The organism is Fredinandcohnia onubensis, assembly GCF_002734215.1.
Lineage (GTDB): Bacteria > Bacillota > Bacilli > Bacillales > Bacillaceae_L > Ferdinandcohnia > Ferdinandcohnia onubensis.
This window is the reverse complement of sequence record NZ_NSEB01000004.1, coordinates 668,187-688,978: the sequence shown is the minus strand read 5'-3', so window position 1 is coordinate 688,978 and position 20,792 is coordinate 668,187. Positions and strand designations below refer to the sequence as shown.

23 protein-coding genes are annotated in these 20,792 nt (G+C 37.4%); 14 read left to right on the top strand and 9 right to left on the bottom strand.

Annotated elements, in window-relative coordinates; translation table 11 throughout:
* Positions 1-66: 66 nt before the first annotated feature.
* Entirely contained in the window at positions 67-690 is a 624-nt protein-coding gene (gene kapD, locus CKK03_RS06415) for a 3'-5' exonuclease KapD (protein WP_099361760.1), read from the bottom strand.
* Between the two features lie 369 nt (positions 691-1,059).
* Between kapD and CKK03_RS06410 the strand changes: the two genes are divergently transcribed.
* Positions 1,060-2,241 carry an MFS transporter gene (locus CKK03_RS06410; protein WP_099361831.1) on the top strand — a complete coding sequence of 394 codons (1,182 nt, stop codon included), beginning with the start codon at positions 1,060-1,062 and terminating at the stop codon, positions 2,239-2,241.
* Positions 2,242-2,309: 68 nt separating this feature from the next.
* Positions 2,310-4,178: a transglycosylase domain-containing protein gene (locus CKK03_RS06405; RefSeq protein ID WP_099361759.1), complete on the top strand. Its 1,869-nt coding sequence runs from the start codon at positions 2,310-2,312 to the stop codon at positions 4,176-4,178.
* A 13-nt stretch (positions 4,179-4,191) separates the two neighbouring features.
* Here the strand turns inward: CKK03_RS06405 and CKK03_RS06400 are convergent, their stop codons facing one another.
* Positions 4,192-4,749: a DUF5366 family protein gene (locus CKK03_RS06400; protein ID WP_099361758.1), complete on the bottom strand. Its 558-nt coding sequence runs from the start codon at positions 4,747-4,749 to the stop codon at positions 4,192-4,194.
* A 116-nt stretch (positions 4,750-4,865) separates the two neighbouring features.
* Between CKK03_RS06400 and CKK03_RS06395 the strand changes: the two genes are divergently transcribed.
* Positions 4,866-5,435 (top strand): hypothetical protein, encoded by a 570-nt coding sequence (locus CKK03_RS06395; RefSeq protein ID WP_099361757.1) that lies wholly within the window; start codon positions 4,866-4,868, stop codon positions 5,433-5,435.
* Positions 5,436-5,464: 29 nt separating this feature from the next.
* On the opposite strand, the gene CKK03_RS06390 is transcribed toward CKK03_RS06395, so the two are convergent.
* Entirely contained in the window at positions 5,465-5,689 is a 225-nt protein-coding gene (locus CKK03_RS06390) for a hypothetical protein (RefSeq protein WP_099361756.1), read from the bottom strand.
* Positions 5,690-6,082: 393 nt separating this feature from the next.
* On the opposite strand from CKK03_RS06390, the gene CKK03_RS06385 reads away from it, so the two are divergent.
* Genes CKK03_RS06385 through mnhG form a run of 7 tightly spaced genes read left to right on the top strand, consistent with a single transcriptional unit; the run spans position 6,083 to position 11,853 of the window.
* A complete protein-coding gene (locus CKK03_RS06385) occupies positions 6,083-8,488 on the top strand; it encodes a Na+/H+ antiporter subunit A (RefSeq protein WP_099361755.1) in 2,406 nt (801 codons plus the stop codon).
* Complete coding sequence (locus CKK03_RS06380; protein ID WP_099361754.1) at positions 8,485-8,907, top strand: Na(+)/H(+) antiporter subunit B; 423 nt, start codon at positions 8,485-8,487, stop codon at positions 8,905-8,907. Before CKK03_RS06385 ends, CKK03_RS06380 begins: the two co-directional genes overlap by 4 nt.
* 3 nt (positions 8,908-8,910) lie before the next feature.
* Positions 8,911-9,252, top strand: a complete 342-nt coding sequence (locus CKK03_RS06375) for a Na(+)/H(+) antiporter subunit C (protein ID WP_099361753.1) — start codon at positions 8,911-8,913, stop codon at positions 9,250-9,252.
* Positions 9,245-10,726 (top strand): Na+/H+ antiporter subunit D, encoded by a 1,482-nt coding sequence (locus CKK03_RS06370; protein WP_099361752.1) that lies wholly within the window; start codon positions 9,245-9,247, stop codon positions 10,724-10,726. Before CKK03_RS06375 ends, CKK03_RS06370 begins: the two co-directional genes overlap by 8 nt.
* Positions 10,727-10,731: 5 nt before the next feature.
* Positions 10,732-11,208, top strand: coding sequence for a Na+/H+ antiporter subunit E (locus tag CKK03_RS06365; protein WP_099361751.1), 477 nt, complete (start codon positions 10,732-10,734; stop codon positions 11,206-11,208).
* The gene (locus CKK03_RS06360) at positions 11,208-11,492 is read left to right on the top strand and encodes a Na(+)/H(+) antiporter subunit F1 (RefSeq protein ID WP_099361750.1); all 285 of its coding nucleotides are present in this window, start codon (positions 11,208-11,210) and stop codon (positions 11,490-11,492) included. The genes CKK03_RS06365 and CKK03_RS06360 overlap by 1 nt, the downstream gene beginning before the upstream one ends.
* The gene (mnhG, locus tag CKK03_RS06355) at positions 11,476-11,853 is read left to right on the top strand and encodes a monovalent cation/H(+) antiporter subunit G (protein ID WP_099361749.1); all 378 of its coding nucleotides are present in this window, start codon (positions 11,476-11,478) and stop codon (positions 11,851-11,853) included. The genes CKK03_RS06360 and mnhG overlap by 17 nt, the downstream gene beginning before the upstream one ends.
* 40 nt (positions 11,854-11,893) lie before the next feature.
* Here mnhG and CKK03_RS06350 read toward each other — a convergent pair whose 3' ends face one another.
* The 3 genes from CKK03_RS06350 to CKK03_RS06340 are packed head-to-tail and all read right to left on the bottom strand — an operon-like array spanning position 11,894 to position 13,974.
* Complete coding sequence (locus CKK03_RS06350) at positions 11,894-12,277, bottom strand: hotdog fold thioesterase (protein ID WP_099361748.1); 384 nt, start codon at positions 12,275-12,277, stop codon at positions 11,894-11,896.
* Between the two features lie 21 nt (positions 12,278-12,298).
* Positions 12,299-13,357, bottom strand: a complete 1,059-nt coding sequence (locus CKK03_RS06345) for a PQQ-dependent sugar dehydrogenase (protein WP_099361747.1) — start codon at positions 13,355-13,357, stop codon at positions 12,299-12,301.
* A 14-nt stretch (positions 13,358-13,371) separates the two neighbouring features.
* On the bottom strand, positions 13,372-13,974 hold the full coding sequence (locus CKK03_RS06340) for a DedA family protein (protein ID WP_099361746.1): 603 nt from the start codon (positions 13,972-13,974) through the stop codon (positions 13,372-13,374).
* Positions 13,975-14,089: 115 nt separating this feature from the next.
* On the opposite strand from CKK03_RS06340, the gene CKK03_RS06335 reads away from it, so the two are divergent.
* From CKK03_RS06335 to CKK03_RS23630, 3 genes are all read left to right on the top strand, one after another.
* Positions 14,090-14,944, top strand: a complete 855-nt coding sequence (locus CKK03_RS06335; RefSeq protein WP_099361745.1) for an oxidoreductase — start codon at positions 14,090-14,092, stop codon at positions 14,942-14,944.
* An 81-nt stretch (positions 14,945-15,025) separates the two neighbouring features.
* Positions 15,026-15,457 carry a YuzC family spore coat inner layer protein gene (locus tag CKK03_RS06330; RefSeq protein ID WP_099361744.1) on the top strand — a complete coding sequence of 144 codons (432 nt, stop codon included), beginning with the start codon at positions 15,026-15,028 and terminating at the stop codon, positions 15,455-15,457.
* A gap of 115 nt (positions 15,458-15,572) precedes the next feature.
* Complete coding sequence (locus tag CKK03_RS23630) at positions 15,573-15,734, top strand: hypothetical protein (RefSeq protein WP_180271170.1); 162 nt, start codon at positions 15,573-15,575, stop codon at positions 15,732-15,734.
* 145 nt (positions 15,735-15,879) lie between these two features.
* On the opposite strand, the gene CKK03_RS06325 is transcribed toward CKK03_RS23630, so the two are convergent.
* Positions 15,880-16,338: a helix-turn-helix domain-containing protein gene (locus tag CKK03_RS06325; RefSeq protein WP_099361743.1), complete on the bottom strand. Its 459-nt coding sequence runs from the start codon at positions 16,336-16,338 to the stop codon at positions 15,880-15,882.
* A gap of 108 nt (positions 16,339-16,446) precedes the next feature.
* On the bottom strand, positions 16,447-17,214 hold the full coding sequence (locus CKK03_RS06320) for a sulfite exporter TauE/SafE family protein (RefSeq protein ID WP_099361742.1): 768 nt from the start codon (positions 17,212-17,214) through the stop codon (positions 16,447-16,449).
* Positions 17,215-17,484: 270 nt separating this feature from the next.
* Between CKK03_RS06320 and CKK03_RS06315 the strand changes: the two genes are divergently transcribed.
* Positions 17,485-18,099 carry a biotin transporter BioY gene (locus tag CKK03_RS06315; protein ID WP_099361741.1) on the top strand — a complete coding sequence of 205 codons (615 nt, stop codon included), beginning with the start codon at positions 17,485-17,487 and terminating at the stop codon, positions 18,097-18,099.
* 37 nt (positions 18,100-18,136) lie between these two features.
* Here the strand turns inward: CKK03_RS06315 and CKK03_RS06310 are convergent, their stop codons facing one another.
* Positions 18,137-19,480: a Na+/H+ antiporter family protein gene (locus tag CKK03_RS06310; RefSeq protein WP_099361740.1), complete on the bottom strand. Its 1,344-nt coding sequence runs from the start codon at positions 19,478-19,480 to the stop codon at positions 18,137-18,139.
* Between the last annotated feature and the right edge of the window lie 1,312 nt (positions 19,481-20,792).

Genomic DNA, 20,792 nt, shown 5'->3' with positions numbered 1-20,792 from the left:
AAAATTCGACAGTGCTATCAAATTTTAAAAATAAAAACCAATTCACTTGATGAGCGAATTGGTTTTTTATAGTGCAAATTTATTTAATACTTTCGAGAAATCGACTCGATCACCGATAGTTGTTGGCTCTGGTTTGGATAAATAGCGTTTATCGTTTTCAACTAACTTGAATATATTAAAGGTTGTAAGGGCGTCATCAAGGGCACAATGATGTTTGCCTGTCCCTTCTTTACCATACTCTTGGACCGCCTTCCAAAGACCTGTCTGATTTTGGTCCCCAAAAAAGCGTTTATATTCCATAGACAAGTCCCTTTGCTTTCCTTTAAAAGGAAAAGGAATTCCAGCCCGTTGAGAATTATGGCGCAAAACCTTCATATCCATATTTCCCCATGTGATGATGGTGCTAGATGAATGATTTTCATACCCTGAGAGCTTATTAACCAACTCTTGAAATGTGATACCGTGATCGACTTGCTCTTGAGAAATGTTTAAAAAGGACTTACATCGTTCTGTTAATGTAGGAAATTTTATTGGTTTCACATATGATGAGTATTGTTCGATTATTTTTTGGTTCCTCACGCAAACAAGTCCAACTTCAATAATCTCGGGGTAAAATCCTTGTGGGTTGTTTTTTCTCTCTGGCATTGTAAATTCAAAATCAATAAACAAATATTGATGCTGATTATCCACTCCTAAACCTCCTTTATCATATTAGTCTAGTAAAGTTAGATACTACCTTACAATATAAAATCAACGAACATCTTTTTAAATATTATAGCACGGTTTACTGTATTTTTCAGAATATATTTATAATATATATGCTATTTAACCTTAACTATATTCAAACAGGCTTTGAGCCCGCTTGAATATAGTTATAGCCTCCGGCGGATGCCATGATTTTTCAAAGGTAATTTTCGAGCAAGCTCGAAAAAATCAGGCGCAAATACGCCAAGGCGTAATTGATTAAGTAACAATAATATTCTATAATATTTAGTAAGTCGAAATATTCGAATTAAGAAGGTGTTTCCGATTCAATCAGCTAAGCGAAATCTTTTGATCATGTGGTTTGCCAATTTCTTTGTTGCTGCAAGTGCTACAATGATAATGCCATTTCTCTCTTTATACATCGAAACCTTTGGTGATTACTCAGATAGCTTTGTACAAAGGTGGGCTGGATTAGTTTTTGCAGCAACCTTTGTTACGGCTTTTTTTATTTCACCGATATGGGGACGTTTTGGTGATCGAAATGGCTACAAAAAAATTCTTATCATTACAGGTATTGGTATTGCCGTTAGTATTTTTTTAATGGGATATGTGAACTCGGTAAAGCAATTATTTTTCTTGAGACTCTTCATGGGTGCTGTAACAGGTTTTATTCCAACCTCCCTTGCCCTCATTTCCGCACAAACACCGAAAGAAATTGCCGGAAAAACGTTAGGAACACTTCAAATGGGGAATGTGTCAGGAGCATTATTCGGTCCATTATTAGGTGGATTGCTTGCAGATGCAGTCGGTTTCCAATATACCTTTGTCCTCACTGCGGTCGTGATTTTAGGGGCAGTCGTCTTAGTTGCTGGTGGTATTAAAGAGGTACGAGCGAATGAAACAAGTACTACTGCCAAAAAGTATACCCGTAAAGAGGTTTTAATTCATATCCTCAAGCATCCGGTTTTATTAACCATTATGCTTATCTCGACTCTCATCCAGGTCGCTAATTTTAGTATTCAGCCCTTACTTGCATTATATGTTACGCATTTAACAGACAGTAGTAATATTGTGTTCTTGGCTGGGATGGCATTTTCCGCGACCGGTTTTGGAAATTTATTATTCACGAGACAATGGGGTAAAATCGGTGACAGCATTGGCCATGAAAAAATCTTAACAATCCTCTTGCTTGCGTCCTCGATTATGTTTATTCCGCAAGGACTTGTGACCGAGTTATGGCAACTTGTAGTTTGTCGATTTTTATTTGGAATGGCCGTTGGAGGGCTCATCCCTTGCATGACAGCTTATATCCGTCAGGTCGCACCACTTTCCATGCAAGGCGAAGTTCAAGGCTATAATGTAAGTTTTCGGTTTCTAGGAAATGTCATTGGTCCGATTTCTGGTGGGATTCTTAGTGGTTTTTTCGGAATTTCTACCGTCTTTTTCGTAACAAGTGGTCTCTTTTTAACGGGAGCAATAATCTTATGGCTAAGTGTTGTTCGGCATTCTGAAAAATCAACTCAACAAGCTGCTTAAACAGATGGCGATTGCCATCTCTTTTTTTATATAATACTAGTATAGTATATTTCGAGAGAGTGTTTTAAATGAGAAGACAAACAGGGTACATCATCACTTTTTTACTTTTACTGTTGTTTTTGTTTGTACTATTCCAAGTAAACGAGGAGTTGAAGCTTGCAAAAAGTTTTCCAGCTGTGCTGGATGAAAAAATCCCAATTGATGAAGTGGTGTTACCACAAACAAGCTACATAACGGACAGAACAGGAAAAGTAATTTCAGAGATTCACCATAGCGAGAATCGGATCACGCTCACTAAGGATGAGATTCCGCAAATTGTAAAGGATCTGTTTATTACCATTGAGGATCAGCATTTTTATGAGCATCTAGGCTTTGATATATCCGGAATAAGTAGAGCTGCTCTTGTTAACTTACAAAATGATTCTATCGACCAAGGTGGAAGTACACTTACGCAGCAGCTAGCTAGAAATCTCTATTTAACCAACGAAAAAACCTATAACCGAAAGTTAAGTGAACTATTGTATTCGTATCAACTTGAGCGGAACCTTTCAAAAGAAGAGATTATAACATTGTACATAAATGCGATTTATTTTCAAAATGGGGCATATGGGATTGAAACTGCTTCTCAGCTTTATTTTAATCAATCCATCAAAGATGCGTCACTCGCGAAAATTGCTTTTTTAAGTGCGATACCAAATAATCCATCTCTTTATAATCCAGTTACGCATTTCTCAAATACAAAAGAAAGACAAGAACGGATTTTACAAAACTTAGCCGAAGCAGGAAAAATTACAAAAGAGGAATATGAAAAAGCGCTACATGAGCCGATTGAACTTGCAAAAAAGGAGAAAATCGTCGACCAGTATCCTGATTATACGACCTATATTTATCAAGAGTTTGAGGAATTAATTGCTGAAAAAGATGGATTTAACCAAAAAATAAAGTCAGCAACTTCAAATGATGAAAAGGAAAAACTGCAGAAAGAATTAGATACTAAGGTAAAAGAGACTCTCAAGTCTGGAATCATCATTGAAACAGCATTGAACCCTTCAATACAGGAAGCCGCTATACATTCAGTGGAACGATATTTACCAAACGCAAACGTTCAAGGTGCTGCTGCAGTTATCGAACATAGCAGGAATCAACTTGTCGCCATTGTTGGTGGGAAAAATTACGAAAAGTTTTCCTTTCACAGGGCATACCAAGCTTTCCGTCAACCTGGCTCTGCGATTAAACCATTGCTTGTTTATGCACCTTATTTTGATCAAACAGGTGCCTCTGTCTCACAGACAATTAATGCAAACAATTATTGCAAAAACGGATATTGCCCGCGAAATTATGGCGGTGGCCAATATGGAAATGTTAGCTTACAAACGGCTTTTAAGTATTCCTATAATACCCCTGCTGTTCGTCTGTTAGAAAGGGTTGGGGTTGAAAATGGTTTCAATTATTTGGATAAGCTTCACTTTTCGAATGTGGTTAAAGAGGACCACTATTTACCCGCGGCCATTGGCGGTTTTACATACGGGATGTCCCCTTTAGAAATGACAAATGCATTTGCAACATTTGCAAATAATGGTCAATTTATTCAAGCTCGTGGTATTACAAGGGTAACCGATTTACAAGGAAAGATCCTTTATGAATGGAATGAACAATCTTCAACGGTTTGGAGTCGTTCAGCTAATCAAAAGGTAAAGTCATTACTTGCCGACGTTGTTAAATCTGGAACGGCTAAAGAAGCGAATTTTTCTAGCGGTTATATTGGTGGAAAAACTGGAACCACAAATGATGTAAAAGACCTATGGTTCGTCGGTTTAACCGAAAAGTATACAGCAGGTGTATGGGTCGGTCATGATCAGAACAAAAGCATTTACTATATGGAATCACGAAAACCGCAAATATATATATGGAAGGATATTATGAAGGCGAGCCAGTAATTGGCTCGCTTTTTTAGATTGGTAAGCTAGCGATAATACTGTTGTATAACCGAATACATACATAAGTTACGGTCATAAAAAACGTGAACCAACTTAGTGTATGAAAAAAGACTAATCCAATTAATCCACCGAAAGATAAGGTGTCTTGTATTTTATAGACGAAAAAAATAAAATATCCAAGAGTTGCGAGTAACAGGACAATGACGATGCCATAAAAGGATTGGACAAAAGCAAGTGAAACCGTTCCTCCAACAAGATAGAAGAAGGAACCGACACGTATTTTGGGCAAACTTTCTCCATTACTGTCCCTCGTAAAAAACAAAAGGGAAAGTTCAAGCAATGTATTCGAGATTAATTTTAGAGCGGCAAATACCATGAAATAAATCAAGAAAAACACAAAAAAGATCGCAAAATTAATCCAGGTTGGGGAGAAAAACTCCTGCATTCCACGGTAGATACCAATTTGTTTAAGTAGCTCTAATGTTTTCAATTCAGTCAAAATCGCAAACGAGATACTAAAAAGGATAATAGAAATAAGCGGAAAGTAACTTGTAAAATATGTATTCTTCATTTTCAATTCCTCATATCAATACTTCACTGCGTTGTTCTTTTCGATTTTAGTGGTAAATCTCTTTTTTGTAAATACATATAGAGTAAGGACTACTATTATGGGAAAAGAGGGGTTAGATGAAAAAAGGGTTATTATTTTTGATGATTGTCTGTTGTTTGGCTTTTTTCACCTTCTTAAGTACGGCAGGTGCATCTGGGGAATCAGATTTCACAAAAGCGGTTAATGAGAAACTGAAGGAAATTAATTATTATGCGGAAGGTTCTGCTGAAGTGGTTAATACCATTACGAAGGAAGCAGAAATTACAAAAGTCATCACGGCGGATGATCCAAGTACAGAGAAAAATGAAGAAGAAATTGATACGTATACAGCCAATGTTGTCGTAGGGCACGTAGCATATAAATTAAAACGCGATAGCATTTTTTATATTCAAAAACATGAATTCTTTTATTATGATACGGAAAACAAAGAATTTCTAATGCTCGCAAATTTCCCTGATGATCAGGAAATTGCTGCTCTATACGATGATTATATGGAAGCTGGTTATGAAGCTGGAATTACATTAACTTCGAATTTATTATTTAGTTTATTTACTCTCTTGGCTCTTCTTGGATGTCCCATCTTAATTATGATGTTCCATAATAAAGCTATTCCGGTTCCAATGGTAAGAAATAACAGTATGATTTAGGATGAGATGCTTTTTGTCTCATCCTTTTTTTATTTTCGATGTTCGATCCGAATATATTCACGTGGTTTGAATTTTGGGTAGACCGTTGTTTCCTCAGTTTGTGTCGAATCAATTGTTTGTATTTGAAATTGTTGATTGTTATCAACTTGTTCTTCTACGATATATTCTCTCTTCGTTTGGTCATGAATTACCCACGCTATTGTAAACAAGAAGGCAAAAATCGCAATTGCCACAATTCCTTTTTTCACATTCACAAAACTCACCTCTTGCTACTAGCATTCATTTCGAAAAGCATTTTTATACAATCTATTTTAAAAAAATTTTTTTGTTCATAAGAACACATCTCTTCATATTTAATAACAACTAAATATCTAGGTAACACTAGAAGTTGCAAGGCATGCAAGTTCGTAATAATTGTTATATACTTTTATAAGATGTAACTTTATTCAGCATAAGGCTTCTACTTCAATGAGTGATATTGTAAAAAAAACTACAAATTGAACTGGGTCTAACCTTGGCTGAATAAAGTTAAAGCCACCGGCGGATGCCACGATTTTTAAAAGGTAGTTTTTCGAGCAAGCTCGAAAAAAATCGGGCGGCAAATACGCCAAGGCGCATTTGATAATTTTGTTTGAGGGGGTACTGTTTTGTCACTTGTACATTGGGCCATATTATCTCCATTTATATTGGCTATCTTAATTCCTTTTTTACGCAAATATTTGCGCGGGATTCATACAGGTTGGTTTGTACTATTTCTACCTGTACTACTATTTTCTTATTTCTTTCCATTTATGAAGGACACGATGAATGGAAATCCGATAATTCGTACCGCAGAATGGATACCTTCCATTGGAGTAAATTTCACTGCGTACATTGATGGATTAGGACTCTTGTTTGCCTTACTGATTACAGGTATTGGAGCATTGGTTGTTCTCTACTCTATCTACTATTTATCGAAAGAAAAGGAATCCCTACATAACTTTTATGTGTACCTACTCTGTTTTATGGGAGCTATGCTTGGAGTTGTCCTCTCCGATAATGTGATTATGCTTTACACGTTTTGGGAGTTAACTAGTCTATCTTCTTTTCTACTAATTGGATACTGGCATAATCGTGAAAAGTCTAGGTATGGTGCACTTAAATCAATGTTAATCACCGTGTTTGGTGGTTTATCCATGCTAGCTGGATTTGTTTTACTATCACTCATGACGAATACATTCAGTATTCGTGAGATGATTGCTCAAGTGGATACATTACCATCAAATTCACTATTCATTCCGGCAATGCTATTAATTTTATTAGGTGCTTTTACAAAATCAGCTCAATTTCCGTTCCATATTTGGTTACCGGATGCAATGGAAGCACCAACACCTGTTAGTGCGTATCTTCACTCAGCAACAATGGTAAAGGCAGGTATTTATTTAGTTGCGCGCTTAAGTCCAATTTTTGCTGGATCAAGTGAATGGTTTTGGATTATCTCAACCTTTGGAATCATTACCTTGTTCTGGGGCTCATTTAGTGCCGTTAAACAAACAGATTTAAAAGGAATTCTCGCATTTTCAACAGTAAGTCAACTGGGGATGATTATGTCCCTATTAGGAATTGGTTCAGCTGCTCTTCATTATGACCATCTTGATACCAATATTTATTTGGCTGCAATAGTCGCCGCTATTTTCCACTTAATTAACCACGCGACATTCAAAGGAAGTTTGTTCATGGTTGTAGGTATTGTCGACCATGAAACAGGTACCCGTGATATACGCAAGCTTGGTGGATTAATGACCGTGATGCCAATCACCTTCACATTGGCTGTTATTGGCGCCTTTTCAATGGCAGGTCTACCACCATTTAATGGTTTCTTAAGTAAAGAAGCGTTCTTTACAGCCATTGTAAATGCAACGACACTTGATATTTTCAATATGGAAACATTAGGTATTCTTTTCCCTATCATCGGTTGGATTGCTAGTGTATTCACGTTCATTTACAGTATGATCCTAGTCTTTAAAACTTTTACTGGAAAAGCTCAGTTTGAAAAACTGGATAAAAAACCACATGAAGCACCAATTGGGATGTTAATCTCGCCAATTATCCTAGCTTCACTTGTTATCATTTTTGGTTTGTTTTCAAACATTCTGGCTCCAAGTTTAATTGAACCAGCTGTGGCATCCATCGTTCCAAGCTTACTTGATGGTGATTCAAACTATCATGTTCATTTTGAATATTTCCACGGATGGAATGCACCGCTCTTTATGTCAATTGGAGTTGTTGTGTTAGGAACCCTTATGTTTCTTTCGCTTGCAAAATGGACAGGCATTTACAATGTCTTTTCCAAGCGCTTAACTTTAAACAATCTTTATGACAATGGGATTATTGGAATGGAGAGGTCAGCATCAAAGTTAAATCGCTTCTATATGACTGGGGTTATTCGTGACTACTTAGTGATTATGTTTGCATTCTTTATCTTAGCAATTGGAAGTGCGCTCATTATTAAAAATGCATTTGCTTTTGATTTAACACATGTTGCGCCAGTTCGACTTTTTGAAGCCGTGCTAGCATTTGTTCTTGTGGGTGGCGTAGCGACAACTGTTTTCGCCAAATCAAGACTTACGGCAATTATCGCACTTGGTGCAGTTGGATATTCAGTTTCGTTATTCTTTGTGCTATTCCGCGCACCTGATTTAGCGTTGACTCAGCTCGTAATTGAAACAGTATCTGTTTCCTTATTCCTTTTGTGTTTCTATCACTTACCAAAGCTACACAAAAAAGAAAAACCAATGCGTTTTCGTCTTACAAACCTCATTATTTCATTAGGGGTTGGAACCATTGTTACTTTACTTGCGATTTCCGCAAATAGCACAAGATTGATTGACTCTATCTCAAGTTATTTTGTAGAAAATAGCTATAAAAAAGGCGGAGGTACAAATATAGTTAACGTCATATTAGTAGACTTCCGTGGCTTTGATACATTGTTTGAAATTACTGTGCTCGGAATAGCAGCACTAGGTATATTTACAATGATTAAATTACGTTTAACAAGGAGGAAAGAAGGATGAAAACAAATGATTTAATCCTACAAACAGCAACAAAGATAACTGTTTTCATTATTCTTGCCTATTCCTTGAATCTCTTTTTTGCAGGTCATAATACTCCAGGAGGAGGATTTATCGGTGGACTGATTTCAGCTGCAGCAATCGTCCTTCTCCTTTTAGCATTCGATATGAAAACAGTAAAAAAAGCCTTACCTTTTGACTTTAAAAAGGTAGCGGCTCTCGGGTTATTAATTGCAACTTTAACTGCAATGGGTTCATTCTTTTTCGATGTACCCTTCTTATCCCATACATTTGGTTACTTTAATTTACCAATTTTCGGGAAAACAGAACTTGCCACTGCTGTATTATTCGATACCGGTGTTTATTTAGTTGTTGTAGGAGTAACCATGACCATTATCCAAACAATCGGGGAGGATGAATGATTTATGGAGATTTTAATGGCTATTGTTATCGGTATTTTGTTTACGGCAGCGACATATATGATGCTTTCAAAAAGTCTAATTCGTGTCATTATTGGGACAGGTTTGCTAAGTCATGGTGCCCATTTATTGATTTTAACGATGGGTGGGTTAAAGCATGGAGCTGCTCCTATTTTAGTAGAGGGTACGAAGGCATATGTTGATCCACTTCCACAAGCCCTTATTTTAACTGCGATCGTAATTAGCTTTGGGGTAACATCGTTTATTCTAGTGCTTGCGTATCGCTCCTATCAAGAGCTTGGAACGGATAACATGGATAAATTAAGGGGAAATGATAGCGATGAATAATTTTGTAATCCTTCCAATATTGATTCCTCTCATGACGGGAATCATACTTATCTTTGTAAATAAATATACGAAAGCATCAAGAGTTATCAGCTTAATCTCAACAATCCTAACTGTCCTTGTGTCATTAAGCCTTGTTAATCAGGTCTATCATAATGGGATTCAAACTCTTAACCTCGGTGACTGGGACGCTCCTTTCGGAATTGTACTAGTAGCCGATATGCTTGCTTCATTACTTGTTACTACAGGCAGTATTGTAGTCTTAGCGTGTACAATCTATTCATTCAAGAATATCGGGAAAGAAAGAGAAGCTTTCTTCTACTATGCGGCAGTACAATTCCTAATGGTTGGGGTATTAGGTGCATTCTTAACAGGGGATCTTTTCAACCTCTTCGTATTTTTCGAGGTCATGCTAATGGCTTCTTATGTCCTAATTGTTCATGGTGGGACAAAGCCACAATTACGTGAATCAATTAAATACATCTTGGTAAACGTGATCTCATCTGCCCTTTTTGTTATTGCCGTTGCCTATTTATACGCAGTAACAGGAACAGTTAATATGGCAGATTTATCAGCAAAAATTAGTGAACTTGGACAACCAGGTATTGTGACTGTTATCTCAATCCTATTTTTAGTCGTGTTCGGGTTGAAAGGTGCAATCTTCCCGCTATTTTTCTGGTTGCCTGGTTCTTATAATGCTCCACCAACACCGATAACAGCTCTATTTGGAGCGTTATTAACAAAGGTTGGAGTATATTCAATCATTCGAACGTTTACGATTATTTTCTATCACGATACAGGTTTTACTCATACCTTAATCGGAATCCTTGCAGGGTTTACAATTCTAGTAGGTGTAATTGGAGCTGTTGCATACTGGGATGTTAAACAAATTATTATTTACAATATTCTAACCGCAGTAGGTGTAATTTTGGTAGGTGTTGCAACATTAACACCGACATCACTTACTGGGTCGATTTACTATTTAATTCATGACATGATTATCAAAGCTGCCCTCTTCCTATTAGTTGGGGCGATGATTGTCATAACGGGGACAAGCAATTTGAAGAAAATGGGCGGTTTAATCAACCATCATCCATATTTAGGCTGGATGTTCTTCATTGCAACCATTTCACTTGCAGGTATCCCTCCATTTAGTGGTTTCATCGGCAAACTTCTAATTGTTAAAGGAAGCCTTGCTGCTGAGCATTATGCACTGGTTGCGGCAATTTTAATTTCAAGTCTTCTAGTCCTCTATTCGGTAATGAAAATCTTCATTAACGGTTTCTGGGGTGAAGCAAAGCTTAGGAAAGAAGAAGAAAAAGGAACAACAAAAGGACTATTATTTCCAATCACTCTTCTACTTTCACTCTCAATTGCACTTGGATTTGGTGCTGAATGGTTCTATCCGTATATCTCGCAAGCAGCTCAAGATTTAACGGACCCATCCATCTATGTCCAAGCTGTCTTAAAGGAGTAGATATTATGTTGTTGCAATTGGTATTAAATATTTTTATTGCCGTTTCATGGATGTTTATTTCGAATTCTTATGACTTTGGAGCCTTTTTTGGCGGATATTTGATTGGTCTTTTTCTAATCTTTATTTTACGTCGTTCCTTCTCACACAGGTTTTATCTAAATAATGTGTGGGCAGTAATGAAACTCATCATCATTTTCTTTAGAGAGTTGATTCTATCAAATTATGCCATTATGAAGGTAGTTGTAAAACCAAAGCTTGATATCAAACCTGGGATTTTTGCATTACCTATCGAAGTCAAAAAAGACTGGGAAATCATGGTGCTTTCAAATTTAATTACGCTGACTCCCGGTACATTGGTAATGGATATTTCAGATGATAAAAAATTAATCTATGTTCACGCCATGGATTTACAAGATGTGGACGAAGCAATCGATTCAATTAAAAGTACATTTGAAAAAGCAATTATGGAGGTGAGCCGATAATGTTTGAGATTATACTTAATATTGCACTTGTCTGCTTATCGGTTTCAACGATTGCTTATTTATACCGTGTAATTAAGGGACCTTCGATTTCTGACAAGGTCATTGCACTCGATGCAATTGGAGTCAATTTAGTTGGAATTACCGCGATTATTTCAGTCATTCTGCGCTCAAATTCATTCCTTGAGGTCATCTTACTGATTGCGATTGTAGCATTTGTTGGCACGGTAGCCTTTTCGAAGTTCCTTGAGAAAGGAGTCGTAATTGAACATGACCGAGACGCTTAAAATTTTGTTCGCAGTCATTATTTTATTCGGAGCACTTTTAAGCATATTAAGTGCGATTGGAATTCTCCGTTTACCAGATGTGTACACAAGAAACCATGCAGTATCTAAAAGTGGGACACTAGGGGTTCTTTCGATATTACTTGGAACGTTTCTATACTTCTGGCTCATTGAAGGCTATATGAATGCGAGGTTGATTCTGGGATTCGTCTTTCTCTTTCTGACATCACCAGTTGCCGGACATTTGATAAGCCGCGCTGCCTATAATACAAAGGTTCCACTTTGGGAAAAAAGCTCCCAAGATGACTTAAAAGATAAGGCACACCATTCAAAGGTAAAAGAAAAAGAAAAAGTTAGTCAATAAAGTAAAGCGAGGACACCTGGGGTCCTCGCTTTTTCGGGCTTCATTTTTTCAAGTTGATAATTGCTGTGGTGCAGCGTGATACGCAGATTAGGTTATCTTCTTCGTCGACTATTTTTACATCCCAGACCATTGTTGTTCTTCCTTTATGAAGGGGAGTGCCGATTGCTTTTACGATGCCATCCTTTTTTGCGCGAATATGGTTAGCATTAATTTCAAGACCTGCACAGCCTTGAGTATCGCGATCTACTAAATTGTATGTGCCTACACTAGCAACAGTTTCCGCTAACGCAACAGATGCCCCACCATGCAAAACACCAAAAGGCTGACGTGTGCGTTCATCAACTGGCATAGTCGCTGTCACTCGGTCAGGTGTCACCTCTTCAATTGTAATCCCTAAAGTCTTGATTAACGAATTTTCTACCATTCTTCTTCTCCTCGTTCTCGTTTATTTCCGAATTGCTGATAATTGGATTGAAAGAAGCTTGTCATCATCTTCTTTTGGATTCCCGCGTCCGTCTGTGTTATTTGAAACGGTATAAAGGGTGCTATCTTCTATGTACACGTCTCTCATTCGGCTATTGATATCAAGGATCGTGTCAATTCTACCTGACTCAACATCATAGCTTCTCACTTTCGATCCACGTAACGTGGCGATATAAAGCTTGCCATTTGCATAATCGATGCCAGAAGGTGCCCATGTTTCCTCGCCTGTATGATAAATTGGTGTTATCATACCAGCCTCAGTCTCATCCCCTTCAATAACAGGCCATCCGTAGTTTTTACCCGGTTCAATCAGATTAATCTCATCATGTGCACTTTGTCCATGTTCTGTGCTGTATAATGTTCCTTTTTCATTCCATGCAAGCCCTTGAGGGTTCCGATGACCATATGAATAGACATAGGAGTTAGGAAAAGGATTGTCATTCGGAATAGAGCCATCTAGGTTCATTCGAAGGATTTTGCCGGCAAGGCTTGTTTTGTTTTGAGAGTTTTCCGGAACTCCTGCATCACCTGCTGTAACATAAAGTTTTTGATCTGGGCCAATCTTAATTCGACCTCCATTATGAATTCTTCCACCAGGGATTCCCTCTAGTAAGACTGACTTTTCTTCCCAAGTTGAATCGTTTCTTTCGACAAGAATCACGCGATTTAAAATTTCTCCGTTCTCCAGATATGTATGATACAAAAATGCCTGATTTGAGTCATAATCGGGTGCAAGCGTAAATCCAAGAAAGCCGCCCTCCCCTTGGTGTACAATTTCTTTTTGAAGGTTTAGTTGCTGTGGCGTTACTTTCCCAGTAGCTTCCTCAATTTCTGATAACCTCCCAACACGTTCTGGTATAAGGAAGGTTCTGTCTGTTTTGGTTATCATCCATGGAATGGTGAGGTTTGTCGCAATAATAGTCGGATTTGAAACAGTTTCCTTTACAGGTTCATCAAGAGGCTGTTTCTCTGAACAACCAGTTATTATAGATAATACTAGAATTAAAGATAGCTTTTTCATTTTAGGACATCCTCTCAATGTGAAAGCTTACGGAGTTTTCGCGTCTTTTTTATCTTAACCAATACAAATACTACCATTGCTGCAACAGCTATACCAATGACAATATCGTAATATTTAATAAAACCGTCTATGAACTCTTCCCCTGCAAAATACCCAACAGAAAAAATAATGGACACCCATACAAATATAGCTGTGTAAAGGGTAGTTGCAAATTTAAAAAAGGATATTTTACTAAAACCGAATAAGAACGGAAATAGAATTCGAAAGCCTGGTACGAAGTAACAAAAAGCCAACGCAAACGCATTGTATTTTTCAATAAGAGATAATCCACGATCAATCTTTTTTCTCATCTTATTTTGTTTATTTAAGAGGACAACCATCGCATGTCCTGCAAAGCGTCCAAAGATATAACTGGTAGTGACGGCTGTTAGAATACCTGCATATGTAACTAAAAAAATCCTCCAAGGTACAAAAACATCCTCTGAAGCAAAAAATCCAATTGTTGAAACAATGACTTCATTAGGGATTGGAATGATAAAAGCCCCCACCCACAACCATAAATAAAGTCCTATATATCCGTTTTCCTGAATAATTGACACGATTTCATTTAGATCCATCTTATCCCTGCCTTATCAGGTTGAAATATTAAATTGTAGATACTCACTACTTTCTATTATAAGATTAAATGGATAATATTAGAAACCTTTTTAAATGGATTAAGGAGAGAAAAGCGTGGAAAAACCCATTGTGATCATAACCGGTGCTTCAGGTGGATTTGGACTCTTAAGTTCAATCGAGTTTCTGAAAAAAGGCTACTTTGTTGTAGCAACAATGAGAGATTTAGAAAAGAAAAAAAATGTACTTCATAAATTAAATGATTCTACTTTAGAAGAAAATCTTCTTTTTTGTCAATTGGATGTGACGGATGCTAAGTCCTTACATGATTTTGGGGGAACTCTAGATAATCTTGGGAGAATTGATATCCTATTGAACAACGCCGGTTTTGCAACAGGCGGGTTTGTCGAAGAAATTTCGCTGAATGAATACAAAGCCCAATTTGAAACAAATTTTTTCGGGTTAATCGAGGTTACAAAACTTGTTCTTCCATATATGAGACATCAAGGATCGGGAAAAATCATAAATATTAGCAGTATCAGTGGGAAAATCGGGTTTCCAGGTCTATCTCCATATGTTGCCTCTAAATTCGCCTTAGAAGGCTGGTGTGAATCATTACAGCTAGAAGTAAGACCTTTTGGTATAGACGTTGCCCTAATTGAACCTGGCTCATTCCAAACGAATATTTGGAGCAGCGGAACAAAGATTGCTGAACAATCATTGCAACCCACATCTCCCTATCATCATATGATGAAGAAAATCCTAGCAAGACTTGAAAAAGGCCAAGCTTCATATGGAGACCCGCTTGAGGTTGCACAGTTCATTGTGAAGCTTGCCCAAAAGGGTTCCTTGTCCAAACTTCGCTATCCTGTGGGAAAAGGAGTAAGTTCCTCAATATTTCTAAAGAATGTTCTTCCTTGGAAAAGGTGGGAAGGAATTGTGTTAAAAATGTTGGGCATTGTAAGCATGTAAATCCGGAGGGCAAGGATAAAAAGCACCTTATCAAAAAATTAACATATATTGTAAGGGAATTTTGATAAGGGAGGTCTAGAGTTGTACTATCATCCGTTTGTCTATGGGAATCAAGGACCACCAAGGACGGTTTTGTATCCAGGATATTATTCTAACATCACAAGACATTCCGTGTTTCCTGACCCTAGTACGTATTATCCAGCCCCATATTATCGAAAATTACCGGAAGTTGACCCGACGTTATTTAAGGAATCTGCAGAAGAAATGAGAATTCTAATGATGGATGCAAGCATAATGCTTGCTAAATTAGCTGATTCAAAAGAATTTGCAAAACAGGTAATGGCTGCTGCACAAGCATCAAATGATAAGGAAGTAAATCGATTGTTAAAATCAACAGGAATTAAGTCGCAAGTTAAAGCGACCTTTAATCCTGATGGTTTAAATCTTCATTTAGAGGCTAGTGTAGCTGGCACTAAATCGAGTCAGTTAACAATTGCATTAAGATGGCGGTAAAAATGAATAGACTGCTGTGGAACGAAGGTAAAAATTTGCCTATCGTTCTTTTTTATTTAAAAGAATGAAATTTATTTGGTTTAGGACATGATAAAATACGAGGAGGTAAAAATCAATGAAAGACATAGATAGAGACTTATTTAGACTAACACAAAGCAAAGAAGAACAGCTTGTCAATCAACTTGACCCAGAGCTTGATCTTCGAAATATAAATTTCGCCACAGGCGAAAATGTATACCTAAATGAACGCTACGATGATTTTTCCATCGACCATTAATGAATGACATGGAGGAAGTTAAATGGCTAAAAAAGAACGACTTAACGAAGAAGCTGCAGCAAACAACAACTTAACTTCATCTACGTATTCAAAGAGTAAAACAGTAAAGAAAACGAAAAATGGGGCTAAGTAGTTTGCCCCGTTTTTAATTGGCTTCAGTTGAAAGTTCAACTAGTCTATTGTAAGCTTCCTCCTTATCGAACGAAGAATACCATCGAAAATTAGCTTCGTCCAAAATACGATAATGCTGGCTAATCACATTTTGTTGAAGACGAAACTTCCCTTCCCCCTGAAGGTCCTTCCACCATAGCTTTCCGCCTAATGTACGTTCCTTTGCCCGGTCAATCCCATTTCGTCCAACGATTTCAATGACATCAACAGGATCTCCGCCTAACGTCGTTTGAATAATTTCACTATCTCGAAATAATGCGCAAACAGCGACAACACATGTCCAACCGGCTTGAATTCTTCCTTTTTCAATTTGCACCAACGTCTTTTTTGAGATCCCCAAGATTTCTGCCATTTTATCTTGTGTATATCCTTTTTCAGTCCGGATAAGTTTCAATTTTTCAGAAAGCAATTTCGTTAATTGTTCTTTATCCATGTTAATCACCTATTTCAAAAGTAACGCTACTTATTTTAGTAGACACAAAAGCCTTAGTGTAATTTTACACTAAGGCAATATAGTTAGCAATTTATTCACTTTCTTGGGTTAATAAATTAACTTCAAACCACTTATAAAAATGATGACACCAATTACGGTTTGCAATGGTTTCATAGGAACCTTTGCAGACAGGGTACTTCCAATGATTACACCTGGAATCGAACCACAAAGTAAATTTGCAACCAATAGAAAGTCAACATTTCCAAAACCTAGGTGAAAAAAACTACTCACCGTGACTAAAATAAACGCATGGGCGATGTCGGTGCCAACTAATTCCGAAGTGCGCAATTGATAAAATAACAGCATAGCAAGGGCAAATAGCGACCCAGAACCGACTGAGGTTAACCCAACTATAAAACCAAGGATGGCGCCTAAAAGAATGGTTGCTTTTGCTTTATCTTCAATAGGTTTTATACTATAGGAGCTGCTTGTAAAACGAGAACTGAACAAGGTTTTTATTACGGTCGCAATGGCAACCATCATAAGAACATATCCAAGCGCATGCTTTACTATTTCCCCTTGCAGGAGTTTATCTCCCCCAACAAAATGCAAAGTAGTCACTGCTAAGATTGCACTTGGAACACTGCCTATAGCTAAATATTTTACAAGCTTAAAATTGATTGTTTTCTGCCGAAAATGCTGTACAGATCCAAAAAATTTCGTAATTGAGTTATAGACAAAGTCTGTTCCAACTGCAATTAGTGGATTAATACCAATTAAGATTAAGAATGGGGTTAACAATGCCGCTCCACCAACACCTGTTAGTCCGACCAAAAAACCGACAAAAAGGCCCATTAATACAATTCCAATACTCATTTCCGACCGCTCCCAACATTTTCGGATATGGGCATTATATTTAAAGGACATCCCTTTTGACACTTTTTTCTTATATTGGATGGTAAAAAAATTTTTTAAGTATAACAATTGGAGATAATTTGAAGGATCATATCTACATATATTCTATCAACGTCATCGAATTCATATGACTTCACTTTTCATTTGTTAACTTCTGTTTTTTTTTGTTGACATATAATGAATCTTGTTTTACGATTTTGTTAACTAAAAAAACACGGAGGTTAACACATAATGACAGCAATATCAAAACCACGCATTCGTGCAATCGAAATTACATATGTTGGAATGTTTGCAGCGCTTATGGCGATCGGCGCAAATATTACCTCAATGGTACCGTTTTTACAGGTTGCGGGTGTACCTTTAACTATGCAAACCTTTTTTGCAGTATTAGCTGGGCTTCTTCTCGGAAGTCGATTAGGTGCGATTTCTATGACTGTGTATATGTTAATTGGAATTGCTGGAGCACCTGTTTTTTCAGGATTTGAAGCAGGGCTAGCTCCACTCATCGGAGGTACGGGCGGATTTATTTTATCGTTCATTGCAACAGCTTATTTCTCAGGAAAGATCGTTGAACATGCTAAGGGAAGTCCAACCTTAAAAACGTTTATGATTGCAGCATTTGTTGGTCTTTTTATGAACTATTTCATTGGTACAAACTATATGTACTTTGCTTTCAATTTTTGGTTAGAGGTTAAAATGAGCTATGGAGCTGCATGGAGTGTGATGGCTTGGTTTATTGTGAAGGACCTTGCTTTTACCATCTTCGCAGCTCTTATTTCACCAAGAATTTATCGAGCAGTTACTAGAAACTCTGTGAATCCTTCTTCAACAAATCTATCAAAATAAGTGAAATACCCCCACGAAAGTTCGTGGGGGTAAGTTTTTATAAGATAATCGCTGCAATCCAGCCGAAAATAATGAGTGGAATATTATAGTGTATAAATGTTGGTACACAAGTGTCCCAAATATGATTATGCTGACCATCAACGTTTAATCCAGCGGTTGGACCTAGCGTACTATCTGATGCGGGTGATCCAGCGTCTCCTAGAGCTGCTGCAGTTCCAACAAGAGCAATTGTCGCCATTGGGCTAAATCCAACTTCCATACATAATGGTACAAAAATAGTTGCGATGATTGGAATCGTTGAAAATGATGAACCAATTCCTAAGGTAATCAAAAGACCTACAATTAACATCATTAACGCAGCAAGTGATAAATTTCCACCGATTAATTCCGCTGATTGAGAAACAAGTGCCTCAACATGCCCTGTTTCCTTAATAACAGATGCAAACCCAGAAGCTGTGATCATAACGAAACCAATGAATGCCATCATTTTCATACCACTTGTTATGACTTCGTCAGCTTGACTTACTTTCATCGAGCCACTGAAATACAGAACGGCTATTCCGGCCAATGCTCCAAAAATCATGCCATCCACATCAAATACTTGTGACAGTGTTAACTGTATACCTAATGTAACAAGCACGGCAAGTGTCGCGAAGCTAAGACTCTTTTTCGTATAAGTTGTGTTTATATCTGAACCTGACTCATTTGCAATTTCGATCGTTTTATATTGTTTTGGCTTACGGTAGGAAAATAGAACTGCGATAAGTAAACCAACTACCATCCCTGCAGATGGAATCAACATAGCAATTGGGATATCTCGTTTTGCCACTTCTAATCCACTTTCTAGCATATATTGCTGCAGAAGTCCGTGGAAAATCTCTCCAAATCCAACGGGTAAGGCAATGTATGGAGCTGTTAAACCAAAAGTAATAACAGTAGCGATAAGTCGACGATCAATTTCGAGTTCATTAAATACCTTTAATAAAGGTGGAATTAAAATAGGAATAAAAGCAATATGAACAGGTACTATATTTTGTGATGAAATAGAAATAGCTAGAATAATTAAGATGATTAAAACCTTTGAATAGGTTTTACGTTTGCTATCCCCTTGCTTCCCTACAAGTTTGATGGCAAGGTCAACCATCGCATCTGGTAATCCTGTTTTTGAAATAGCTACTGCAAAACTACCAAGTAGTGCATAACTTAATGCGACTGTAGCATTTCCACCTAAACCTTCTGTGAATGTGGATACTGTTGTTGCAATGTCGAGACCACCTGTTAATCCCCCAACAATTGCCCCTATGGCAAGAGCTACAACAACATTTATACGGAATAAGCTTAGAATTAGCATGACAAGAACTGCTATAACAACTGCATTCATGGTGAAAACTCCTTCTAGTATGATTATTATTTTTAAAACACTTTAGTTTGCTAAATTGGTAGAGAATTAAAATACTAAACTAAAATACCATATGATATTAGAAATCGTCAATGGTATTTTTTTGGAGAAGTTGGTTGGGATTCTTGTGTAACACGATTTGCTGGGGATTGGGATTTCATAGGGTAAGCAGAAATACGCGGGGTTGCGATATAGCACATATCGTTCTGGGATATAGGGATATACCGATTACGTGGTTTGCGGTATACCACATATCGGTTGGCGATACAGGGATTTACCGATTACGCGGGTTGCGGTATAGCACATATCGGTTGGCGATATAGAGATATACCGATTACGCAGTATGCAATATAGCATTAATTGTTTTGCGATATAGAGATATATCGTTTGCGCGGGTTGCGGTATAGCATTTATCGTTTTGCAATATAGAGATATATCGTTTGCGCGGGTTGCGGTATAGCATTTATCGTTTTGCAATCTGGGGATATATCGATTAAGCGGTTTACGGTATAACACATATCGTCTTGCAATATAGAGATATACCGATTAAGCCGTTTGCGGTATTGCACATATCGTTTCGCGATACAGGAATATATCGATTACGCGGGTTGCGGTATAACATTTATCGATTTGCAATCTAAGGATGTACCGATTAAGCCGTTTGCGGTATAGCTCATATCGTTTTGTGGTATAGAGATATACCGATTAAGCCGTTGAGGTATTGCACATATCGTTTGGCGATATAAAGATACACCGATTAAGCCGTTTGCGGTATAGCTCATATCGTTTGGCGATATAGAGATATACCGATTAAGCCGTTTGCGGTATAGCTCATATCGTTTGGCGATATAGAGATATACCGATTAAGCTGTTCGCGATATACCACATATCGTTTCGCGATATAGAGATATACCGTTTAAGCCATTTGCGGTATAGCATTTATCGTTTTGCAATCTGGGGATATATTGATTAAGCTGTTTACGGTATAACACATATCGTCTTGCAATATAGAGATATACCGATTAAGCCCTTTGCGGTATTGCACATATTGTTTGGCGATATAGAGATATACCGATTAAGCCCTTTGCGGTATTGCATTTATCGTTTGGCGATATAGAGATATACCGATTAAGCCGTTCGCGATATACCACATATCGTTTTGCGATATAGAGATATACCGATTAAGTCGTTTGCGGAATACCACATATCGTTTTGCGATACAGGAATATATCGATTACGCGGGTTGCGGTATAGCATTTATCGATTTGCAATCTAAGGATATACCGATTAAGCC